Origin of the sequence: Laspinema palackyanum D2c, assembly GCF_025370875.1 — a bacterium.
Lineage (GTDB): Bacteria > Cyanobacteriota > Cyanobacteriia > Cyanobacteriales > Laspinemataceae > Laspinema > Laspinema palackyanum.
This window is the reverse complement of the sequence record NZ_JAMXFD010000031.1, coordinates 67,570-79,648: the sequence shown is the minus strand read 5'-3', so window position 1 is coordinate 79,648 and position 12,079 is coordinate 67,570. Positions and strand designations below refer to the sequence as shown.

3 protein-coding genes are annotated in these 12,079 nt (G+C 44.1%); all 3 read left to right on the top strand.

The window, feature by feature from the left end; translation table 11 throughout:
* The first annotated feature begins 438 nt into the window (after positions 1-438).
* The gene (locus NG795_RS24690; protein WP_367291271.1) at positions 439-3,615 is read left to right on the top strand and encodes an EAL domain-containing protein; all 3,177 of its coding nucleotides are present in this window, start codon (positions 439-441) and stop codon (positions 3,613-3,615) included.
* 241 nt (positions 3,616-3,856) lie between these two features.
* Complete coding sequence (locus NG795_RS24685; RefSeq protein ID WP_367291270.1) at positions 3,857-10,990, top strand: PAS domain S-box protein; 7,134 nt, start codon at positions 3,857-3,859, stop codon at positions 10,988-10,990.
* On the top strand, positions 10,983-12,056 hold the full coding sequence (locus NG795_RS24680; protein WP_367291269.1) for an adenylate/guanylate cyclase domain-containing protein: 1,074 nt from the start codon (positions 10,983-10,985) through the stop codon (positions 12,054-12,056). The genes NG795_RS24685 and NG795_RS24680 overlap by 8 nt, the downstream gene beginning before the upstream one ends.
* Positions 12,057-12,079 lie beyond the last annotated feature (23 nt).

The window sequence follows — 12,079 nt, the reverse complement described above, 5'->3', positions numbered from 1 at the left end:
CAGATTTAACCACTCAAGAACATTGAAGATTTTGGAAATTCATTAGATAAATTTATCACCACAAGTCCTAAAGAGCCATCTAAAAAATGGCTCTTAGGTTTGATTAAAATAGCTGGCTTCAAGTTGATAAGAGAAAAATGTGAATTTTTAGCGGGTCATGGGTGGAGCTAAATTGCCCAATAGGTTGCTCCATTATGGGGTAGGGATTACACCGGGGATTCTTAACATCACGTCATGGGGTTGCTCCTGGGGAACGTTAACAAAAGGGGTGACCTTGCCCTGTGGTTTTTAGGAAAACATAAAGAAAATATAAAAACTGCCAAATAGACTACAGAATTCCTGGCCCCTGGATCCGTTAGAGTCTAAAACAGGAGAGGGGTGAGCGACGCTTTTTGAAGTTGGAGTAAATTTAGTCAGAAAAATAAGGATAATTAGAGAATGCTGACTCAATCTAGAGGCGGGCAACTAGAAATGGTACCTCAATATTCCAAACCACCTACAACCTCCAGTGCGATCTCATCCCTGCGATCCGGTTCTCAGGGGATGAGTATAGCAGTGACCCTGATTGGCTTGATTGTTCTGTTGGGTTGGATTTTCAATATTCCCCTCCTCAAAAGTGTTTTGCCCGGGCTAGTGACGATGAAAGCAAATACCGCCATTAGTTTTATTCTGTGCGGTCTTTCTCTTTGGCAATTGGGACGTAAAAAAAATTTCCAATCCGGGGATAAATCACCCCAGGGCAAGGGGCTAGGACCGAGGAATAAGAGGGGGATAGGCATTCTAAAACCTGTGGTTCAAATTGTGGCCTCAATCCTACCCAGTTTATCCTACTTAACCATTCTCATTGGGGTGCTAACCCTCCTCCAATATATCCTAAATATCAATTTTGGCATTGACCAATTCTTCTTTCAAGAAACAGCAAATGCCGTAGGGACTTCCATACCTGGGCGAATGGCTCCTAATACCGCTTTTAATTTTGTATTACTAGGTTTTGCCCTGGTTTTATCCTACCAAAAACGCTATCGGATGGCCCAGTATTTGAGCGTGATCGCTTGGACGATCGCTTTTTTAGGATTACTCGGATATCTGTATGGTATTTCGGCCTTTTATGGGCTCGGACGCAGTACCGAAATGGCATTGCATACGAGTGTAGGGTTTATCTTACTGGCGGTGGGGATTTTGTTAGCTCATCCGGACCGGGGACCCGTTGCCTTATTGACCAGCGATCGCACCCTGCGCCTACTGATGCAACCCCAGGCGATCGCTGCCTTAGTTCTTCCTCCCTTATTGGGGGGATTAATCCTCCAAGGGACACAATTGAATCTCTACGATCGCGGGGTCGGGATTGCCTTGTTAAGTGTATTTAATACCATCCTCTTAGCGATTGCGATCGGGTGGAATGCCCATACCTTGAGCATCATGGATGCTAGACGGGAACAAGCGGAACGAGAAAGATACCTGATGGCGATCGCCGCTGCACGCACCGAAGAACTCCAGAAAACCTTAATTGAACTACAACAGGCTCAAATCGAACAAAAGCAAGCCGAACAAAAATATCGCAGCATCTTTGAAAATGCCGTGGAAGGAATTTTTCAAAGTACCCTCAACGGACGTTACATTACTGCCAATCCCATGTTAGCCCAAATCTATGGCTATGATGGACCGGAAGAACTCATAGCCAGGGTTAATAATATTGAATCTCAGATTTATGTAGACCCAAATCGCCGTGCCCAATTCGTGCGCCTCGTCCAAAAAAATCATGCCTTTCGGAACTTTGAATCTCAGGTTTATCGCAAAGATGGCAGCATCATTTGGATTTCGGAAAATGCACGGGTTATTCGCAACGCGGAGGGCAAAATTATTGGCTACGAAGGCACAGTGGAGGACATCACGCAACGCAAACAAGCCGAAGAACGGCTGGAAAACTCTCTGTCTTTATTGCAGGCAACCCTCGAATCAACAGCGGATGCAATTTTGGCGATCGACCGTCAGGGTCACATCACCAGCTATAACCAAAAATTCATTGATTTATTGCCAATTTCCCCCTCTTGGCTGTCCAGGGGAACCTTTAAGCAAGGTCTAAAAATTTTATTGCCTCAGTTAAAACAGCCCCAAGGCTGCCTTAGTCAAATTAGAAAATGGCGCGAGTCCCCCAATCTGGAATTTTGGGATACTTTGGAATTTAAAGAAGGGAGAATTTTAGAGTGTTATTCTCGCCCGCAGAGGGTGGGGAATTGTACCGTGGGACGAGTTTTTAGCTTTCGGGATATCACCGATGCAACTCGGGCTCAACAGCATATTCGCTATCAAGCCTTTCACGATTCCCTCACGGATTTACCCAACCGAACTTTATTAAATGAGTGCTTGGTGGAAGTCTTGGAACAGGCCAAAAATAGGGACAGTGGGGTAGCGGTGATGTTCCTAGATTTGGATCGGTTTAAGACAATTAACGATACTCTTGGTCATGCGATCGGCGATAAATTATTACAAGAGGTAGCCGCCCGACTAAAAGCCGCCTTGGGAGACCCGAATATCATCGCCCGATGGGGGGGAGATGAATTTACCATCATTCTGCCCGAAATTTCTTCGGGGGTCTGCGCCACTCAGATTGCCGAAGAGATTATCCAAACCTTCAAGCCTGCGTTTTTCATCGAAAATCACCACCTTCATATCAGTACCAGTATTGGCATTGCCCTCTATCCCCATGATGGAGAGGATGGGGAAACGCTCATCAAACACGCTGATTCGGCCCTCTATCGAGCTAAGGAAAAAGGCCGCAATACTTATGAAGTTTATACCCATTCATTCGACCTGCTCGCCAGTGAATTATTAGACTTGGAAAATAGGCTACACCGGGCATTAGAACAGGGTGAATTTATGCTGGCTTATCAGCCCAAGGTGAATATTAAAACCGGAGAAGTTAAGGGAATGGAGGCATTAATCCGCTGGAACCATCCGGAATTGGGCTTAGTTTCTCCCGCAAAATTCATTCCCATCGCCGAAGAAACGGGGTTAATTATGCCCATTGGAGAATGGGTCTTAAAGACAGCTTGCCGTCAAAATCAAGCTTGGATTGAATCCGGTTTATCAGAGATACCTGTAGCAGTGAATCTCTCCGTTCGACAGTTCCAAGAACCGGATTTAGTCCAAAAAATTGCTCAAGTCTTGGAGGAAACGGGGTTAGACCCCCAGTATTTAACCCTAGAAATTACGGAAACTGCCGCCATGCTGGATGTGGACTTTACCCGCAAGTTGTTACGCGAGTTAGAACAGATGGGGGTGAATATTGCTCTGGATGATTTTGGGACTGGATATTCTTCTTTGAGTTATCTGAAACAGTTTCCCCTCCATACGTTAAAAATAGACCGCTCGTTTGTCAAAGACTTGACGGAAGAACCGGCAGATATTGCGATCGCCCGTGCGGTGATTGCCTTGGGACATGGGTTAGATTTAAACGTGGTGGCCGAAGGGGTAGAAACTCAGGAACAATTAGATTGTTTGCGAATGCTAGACTGTGAAGAAATTCAAGGCTATTTCTTCAGTCGTCCCTTATCCTCGGAAGATGCCACTCACCTGTTACAGCGAATGCGCTTACAGCAAGAGGTTTCGATTTAAATAGGGGAATTGGGGTGGATTTTAACTTGGAATCCGGCTGTACTCCTACAACCGGATGACGCCGGGTGAGGAAGGCGGATCCGGTCCGATATTTATTTCCAAAATTGGGAACTTAAATCCTTTTTTAAGCGTACAGTTTAAATAGACTTCATCCCGCCCCAAAATCGGTTTAGGTGGGGAATTTAATGAGTCTGTCTCACTATAAGTTAAAATTTTGTAACAGGAGCGGGAGGAGAGAAAAATGATTGAACTGAGTGGCTATCAGATAGGGGAAGAAATTTACCGCAATAGCAAGCGAGTGGTGTATCGAGGTATTCGAGAGGCGGATGGGTTGCCGGTGATTTTGAAAGCCCTAGGGACGGACTATCCTAGTCCGACAGATATCGCTCAACTCCATCACGAATATGAAATGACCAAAGATTTAAAGTTAGGGGGAATTGTTGAGCCATTAAGGCTGGAAATGAGCCGTAATCTGCCGGTTTTAGTTTTACCCGATACCGGGGGAAGTTCTCTGAAAACATTTTTAAACCAACAGCGGTTAGATCCGGAGACGTTTTTGAATTTAGGGATTCAATTGGCCCAAACTTTAGGGGAAATTCATCAACACCATATTATTCATAAAGATATTAAACCCAGCAATATTATTATTCATCCTCAGAGTTTAGAGGTGAAGTTAATTGACTTTGCGATCGCCTCTAAGTTATCGCGAGAAACGGCGGCTGCGGTTCATCCCAATAGCCTGGAAGGAACCCTCGCCTATATGTCCCCAGAACAAACGGGGCGGATGAACCGGGCGATCGACTATCGCACGGATTTTTACTCGTTAGGGGTGACCTTTTATGAAATGCTCACGGGGGAATTGCCTTGTCAATCGGACGAGGCGATCGAGCTAGTTCACTGCCATATTGCTCGGATGCCCGTTCCCCCGAATGAACGGGTTTCGGAGATTCCTGTCGCGGTTTCTAACCTGGTGATGAAATTATTGGCAAAAACCGCCGAGGACCGCTATCAAAGTGGGTTTGGATTGAAGGTAGATTTGGAACATTGCCTAAAACAATGGCAGGAAAAGGGCGGAATTGATGAGTTTAAGTTAGGCCAAAGAGATTTTTCGAGAAAATTAGAAATTCTCCCCAAATTATACGGGCGGGACCGAGAAAGGGCGCAAGTTTTATCTGCGTTTGAACAAGTCTGTGGGGGAGCAACTGAACTGATTTTGATTTCGGGGTATTCTGGGGTCGGTAAATCCGCTTTAGTACAGGAAACTCAGAAACCTTTAGTGAAACATCGGGGCTATTTTATTGGCGGCAAGTTTGACCAATTTCAGGTAAATATTCCTTATGCTGCGGTGATTCAAGCCTTTGCATCCCTGGTCCGGCAACTGCTGAGTGAACCTGAAGCCCAGATTAAAGCCTGGAAAGAGAAAATATTAGGGGCGATCGGAGAAAATGGCCAGGTAATTATCGAGGTGATTCCTGAAGTAGAACTGATTATTGGCCCTCAACCAGCATTGGTATCCCTGCCTCCGACAGAATGTCAAAATCGGTTTAATTTAGTTTTTCAAAATTTTATCAATATTTTTACTCAAAAAGAACATCCCCTGATTCTCTTTATTGACGATTTACAGTGGGCTGATTTAGCGTCTCTGGAATTAATTAAGCGAGTGATTAGCGATACTCAAAATCACCACTTGTTGCTGATTGCTTCTTATCGCGATAATGAGGTCACTGCGACTCATCCCGTGGGGTTGACTTTAGAGGATATTAAAAAGACCCAGGTCCGGGTGACCGAAATCAATCTCACCCCATTGAATGTTCATCATGTCAATGATTTACTGGCAGAAACGTTAAATTGTACGACAGCCAAATCTTTTGACCTCGCCAAACTGATTTTCAAGAAAACCCAGGGAAATCCTTTTTTCTTAACCCAGGTTTTAAAATCTTTAGAACAAGACCAGTTGTTAAAATTCAATTGGCATAAAGGCAGTTGGGATTGGCAAATCAGCCAAATCGAAAAAATTGGGATAACCGAGAATGTGGTAGAGTTAATGGTTAGCAAAATTCAAAAGTTGCAGCCCAGGACGCAAATGGTTTTAAAATTAGCCGCTTGTATCGGCAACTGCTTTGATATGGAAATGCTATCCATTGTCAATGAGCGATCGGCTCATTTGACGAGTCGAGATTTGTGGGAAGCCATTCAAGAAGAATTAATTCTCCCCTTAGCTACAACTCATATCCTGTCGCGGGTTAGAGAACCTCGTAATGGGGAAAAAGTCTGCTACCAGTTTTTGCACGATCGCGTCCAACAGGCTGCTTATTCCCTGATTCCAGAAGACCGCAAAAAAGAAACTCATTGGCAAATTGCTTATCTCCTGTTAAGCAATACTCGGCCTGAAACTATAGAAGAAAGTATTTTTGAGATTGTCAATCATTTAAACTATAGCTGTGAATTAATAACAAGTTATGAACAGAAAAATAAATTAGTTAAATTAAATTTAAGAGCGGGTCAGAAAGCGCTATCAGCCAATGCTTATGAATTGGCTGATACCTATTTTCAGATTGGGTTAAGACTTTTAGGACAAGATAGCTGGGAGGCTGATTATCCAACGACTCTAAGGCTACATATCCAGGGGGCTTATGCGGCTTACATCAATACGGATTTTGACCGAATGGAGGCGTTGGTAAAAATTGGTTTAATCCAAGCCCAATCCACCCTAGATCAAGTTAATTTTTATGAAATCAGAATTAAAGCTTATAGCTCTTGCAGCCAGCAACTGAAAGCATTAGAAAATACTCGAAAAGCCCTTGAATTATTAGATATTTATTTACCAGAACAGCCAACCTTCGCAGATATTCAAGTTGGGCTGGATGAAATATCCAACCAATTAACGGGAAAAGATGTCCAAGATTTAATCAATTTACCTGAAATGTCCGCGGCTCATCAAAAAGCAGGGATGCGGATTCTCAATAGTGCGATCGCCCCAGCCTATCAAGTTGCACCCCTGCTGTTACCCTTGATTGTCGTTCAGGAAATAAATTTATCCCTAACCTATGGCAATACCGATGAATCCGCTTATGCATACGCTTGTTATGGCCTAATTTTATGTGGGGTTGTTGGAAATATTGAAACCGGCCATCAATTCGGTCAATTGGCCTTAAAAGTTTTAGATAAATTTAATAACAAAGAGCTAAAATCCCGGACTTTAATGGTGGTCAATAATAATGTTCGAGTCTGGAAAGATCCACTGAAGGAAACCATTCCCCCTTTGCTGACGGCTTATGAGACCGGCTTAGAAAATGGAGATTTAGAGTATGCGGGTCTTTCGGCTTACAATTACTGCATCACTTCTTATTTTACTGGAAAAGAACTCTCTCAATTAGAATCGGAGATTGCTTCTTATAATTCTTTACTTGTAAAATTCAAACAAACCACCACTTTAACTTATTGCCAAATGTGTTGGCAGGTAGTTTTAAATTTAAGGAATAAATCAGACAATCCGGTGCACCTTTTCGGGGAAGCTTATAACGCAGAGACGATGATGCCGATCCATGAACAAGCCAGCGATCGCTATGCCCTCTGTTGTTTATATTTGCACCAACTCATCCTAAGCTATTTATTTCGACAACCTGAACAGGCGGTGGTAAATGCGGGTCTTGCTGCCAACTACTTAGATGCGTTAACGGCGGTTTATACTCTGCCTCTGTTTTATTTCTACGATTCTCTCTCCGCGTTAGCGGTGTATCTCCAGGCATCAGAATCTGAACAAGCCCAGATTCTGGTCAAGGTAGATATTAATCAAGAGAAAATGAAAATATGGGCCAGATTTGCGCCGGAAAATTTTCAACAAAAGTATGAATTAGTCGAGGCAGAAAAAGCGCGGGTTAAGGGAGAAGTGTTAGAGGCGATGAATTTTTATGACCAGGCGATCGCTACGGCACAAACTAATAACTATATCCAAGAAGAAGCCCTCGCCTGGGAATTGGCGGCAGAGTTTTATGAACAGATTGGACGAGACCCTATTGCGGGATTTTATCGAAAAAAAGCCCATTCCTGCTACTATCGCTGGGGCGCATTGGCTAAAGTCGAGGATTTAGAACGGCGATTTTCTGACTTAAACTCTAAAACTAGAGAAGTAAGCACGACGGAACTTCAGACCCATAATTATACAGAATCAAAAAGCAGTGGTTACGATATATTGTTAGATTTGAGTACAGTCATCCAAGCGACTCAAGCTCTGATTGGCGAAGTACAGCTAGACAAATTATTGGCGAAGTTGATGCGTCTTTCTCTCGAAAATGCGGGAGCGCAAATGGGGTATTTGCTCCTCAACCAAAATGGTAATTTTGTGATAGAAGCATCGGGTAAGAGTGAACAAACTGAGATAGCTGTTCGACAGGCGATCGCGGTGGAAACTAGCTCATTTTTACCCCTGTCCTTAATTAATTATGTCCGTCGTACCCAAGAAGATATCGTCCTCAATGATGCCAGCCAAAATAACCAATTCACCAGTGACCCGTACATTTTAGCGACTCAGCCGAAGTCTGTGTTATGTACGCCCATTTTGGGTCAAGGTAAACTCATTGGGATTCTGTACTTGGAAAATAATCTGCTTATGGGGGCCTTTAGTCCCGCGCGAGTGGAATTGCTCAAACTCCTCTCTTCTCAAGCGGCGATCGCCTTAGAAAATGCCCAACTTTATCAAGCCCAAAAAGAGTATGCTCGCCAGTTAGAAAAAACCGTCCAAGAGCGCACCCAACAATTACAACAAAGCAATACCCGATATTATAATCTGGCCGCCAATATTCCGGGGATGATTTATCAATTTATAATGCACACCGACGGAAGATTTACTTCTCCCTATATCAGTCCGGGTTGCCGACAGATTTATGGAGTTGAAGCCGAGGCGGCGATGGAAGACACCTCTTTATTGATAGATTTAATTCATCCGGACGATCGCCAACAACATAGTGAATCCGTCGCCCGTTCAGCCGCAACCTTAGAACCGTGGCATTTTATTTGGAGACTTATCGTATCCGGTCAAATTAAATGGGTTCAAGGAGATGCCAATCCGGAAAAGCAAGCAGATGGCAGTATTCTCTGGGATGGATTAGTGGTTGATATCAGCGATCGCAAACAAGCCGAAGAAGAATTACGGCAGAGTGAAGAACGCTGGCAATTAGCCTTGCAAGGCAACAATGATGGAATTTGGGACTGTAATTTAAAAACCAATGAAGCCTTCATTTCTAGTCGGTGGAAAGAGATCATCGGCTATGAAGATCATGAACTTCCCAACCATTCCAATACCTGGTTGAGTCGCATCCATCCTGATGATGAAAGTTGGGTCAGGCAGGCGATTAAAGAGCATTTATATGGTCAAACACCCCATTTCGCCACGGAACATCGCCTGCGGTGCAAAAATGGTACTTACAAGTGGGTTTTATCCCGGGGTCAGGCACTCTGGGATGTAGCCGGAAACCCAATCCGAATGGTTGGCTCAATTACAGATATCACGGACCGCAAATTAGCAGAAGAAGCATTAGCCGAAAGTGAACGGAAGTACCGCGACTTGGTGGAAACCTCTCAGGAAATGATATTCTCCATGAATAGCCAAGGTTATTTTACCTTTGTCAACCAAGCGGTTAAAACTATTTATGGGTATGAACCCGAGGAGATGATCGGTCATCATTTTTCTGAATTCAAGCCGTCTGGATATGAGAATAATGCCCAGGATCAAGCCGCTTTTGATGAAATTCTAGCGGGGCATTCCCTTTCCCAATATGAAATCATAGATATCGCCAAAGATGGTAGACCGATTTATCTGTTGGTCAATGCAATTATCCGCAAAGACGCCCAGGGCCAACGACTAGGTTTAACCGGCACAGCCAGCAATATTACTGAGCGTAAACAAGCAGAATTAGCCCTACAACAAGCTAAAGAAGCGGCAGATGCTGCCAGCAAAGCCAAAGGGGAATTTCTCTCGAAAATGAGCCACGAATTGCGAACTCCACTGAATGCCATTCTAGGCTTTACTCAAATTCTCAATCGGGACAATAGCCTCAACCCCCAACAGCAAGACTATCTGGGTATCATCTCTCGGGCGGGGGAACATCTGCTCACCCTGATTAATGATGTGTTGGAAATGTCCAAAATTGAAGCCGGTCGAATTTCTTTGAATGAAACCAGTTTTGACCTGTATCGGCTGTTAACCTCTCTCGGAGAAATGTTTAAACTAAAAGCGGAATCCCAAGGATTACAGCTCATGTTTGAACGGACCTCTGATGTCCCGCAGTTCATCAAAGCGGACGAAAGCAAATTGCGTCAAGTTTTTATTAATCTCCTGGGAAATGCCATCAAATTCACAGAACAAGGTGGCATCGCGGTCCGGGTTACAAGGGAAACCCAATCTTTATTAACAGAAAGGGTCGAGGGAGAATCAGCCACCTATTTGGTCTGTGAAATTGAAGATACGGGACCCGGGATTAGTGCGGAAGAACTGGAGACCTTATTTGACCCCTTTGTACAGAGTGAAACAGGACGAAAATCTCAAGCCGGGACAGGTTTAGGATTGCCAATTAGCCGTCAGTTTATACAGTTAATGGGGGGTAAAATTACGGTGAGTTCCACCCTGAAAAAAGGCACAATTTTTAAATTTGATATCAAAATTAGTCCGGCAGATGCCATGACTCAGGGGAGGGAGGTACCTCGTCAGTGCGTGATTGGGTTAGCGGCAAATCAACCGGAGTATCGGATTCTGGTGGTTGAGGATAAATGGGAAAGTCGGCTGTTACTGCGGAATCTGCTGTCGCCTCTGGGGTTTGAAGTGCGTGAAGCGGTGAATGGGGAAGATGCGGTGACAATGTGCCACAGTTGGCAACCTGATCTGATTTGGATGGATATGCAAATGCCGGTGATGGATGGTTATGAAGCCACCCGGCAAATTAAACGGATGACTAATGGGCCAATTCCGGTTATTATTGGGTTAACGGCCAGCGCCTTTGAAGAAAATCGGGCAATGGTTTTGGAGGCAGGATGTGATGATTTTGCCAGTAAACCGTTTCGCGAAGACGTGATTTTTCAAAAAATGGCGGAACATCTCGGGGTGCGTTATCTTTATGAAGAAATCCCGGGTGGGGATGTGAGTAATCCCTCTCCCTCGGTTCCAGGGAACTGCCTAACGATAACCGAATGTTTGCAGGGAATGTCGCCGGATTGGAAAAACCAACTTTATCAAGCGGCGAGTGAATTGGATGATGAGGCGATCGCCACCTTAATTACCCAAATTCCTGACTCCCATCCAGCCTTAGCAACTACCCTCACCAATTTGGTGACTCAACTGCGATTTGATAAAATTATTGAGTTAATCCAGAGCAATGACTAGCCAACCTATTCATGAACCCAATTGCAAAATTTTAGTCGTCGATGATACCCTTGATAATGTGAATCTGCTCTCTAAAATGTTGACCGATTCTGGATATAAGGTGCGTAAAGCCTTGAATGGTCAAATGGCTTTAATGGGGGTGCAGGCTTCGCCACCCGACCTAATTTTGCTAGATATTAATATGCCAGATATTAATGGATATCAGGTCTGTGAACAATTAAAATCTCAGGAAAAAACTCGGGATATTCCGGTGATTTTTTTAAGTGCGCTTGATGATGTGTTGGATAAGGTGAAGGCGTTCAAAGTGGGAGCGGTGGATTATATCACCAAACCGTTTCAATTTGAAGAGGTTTTAGCTCGGGTTGAAAATCATTTAAAAATTTTTCGATTGCAACAAGAACTAGAAGAACAGAATGCGTTGTTGCGGTTAGAACGGGAGAAATCGGAGCGGTTATTGCTGAATATTTTACCGAAGGCGATCGCAGCACAGTTAAAAGAAAGCTCCAGTGCGATCGCCGAATACTTTGATGAAGCGAGTATTTTATTTGCGGATATTGTCGGATTTACGCCCCTATCCGCTAAAATGTCGGCATCAGAATTAGTCGCTTTACTGAATCAAATTTTTTCCCAATTTGATGAACTCGCTACCCAACATGGATTAGAAAAAATTAAAACCATTGGAGATTCCTATATGGTTGTCGGTGGCGTCCCCATCCCCCAAACCAATCATGCTGAGGCGATCGCACAGATGGCATTGGATATGCAGCAGGCGATCGGGCAATTTCAAACCCAAACCGGCGAACCCTTTCAAATTCGCTGCGGGATTGCCACGGGTCCTGTCGTCGCTGGGGTGATTGGGACCACCAAGTTCATTTACGATCTCTGGGGAGATGCGGTCAATATTGCCTCAAGAATGGAATCTCAAGGATTACCCGGTCAAATTCAAGTCACGGCTGAGACATACCAGCACTTAAAAAGCAATTATTTATTCACGGAACGGGGAACGGTGTCGATTCGAGGCAAAGGAGAAATGGTCACCTACTGGTTGACGGGAAAAGCGTCCTAAAATCCAGTACAATTGGGATTATA

Excerpts from the sequence above, each read along its gene's own strand:
- NG795_RS24685 (WP_367291270.1), top strand. The coding sequence starts at position 3,857 with ATGATTGAACTGAGTGGCTATCAGATAGGGGAAGAAATTTACCGCAAT.
- NG795_RS24690 (WP_367291271.1), top strand. The coding sequence starts at position 439 with ATGCTGACTCAATCTAGAGGCGGGCAACTAGAAATGGTACCTCAATAT.
- NG795_RS24680 (WP_367291269.1), top strand. The coding sequence starts at position 10,983 with ATGACTAGCCAACCTATTCATGAACCCAATTGCAAAATTTTAGTCGTC.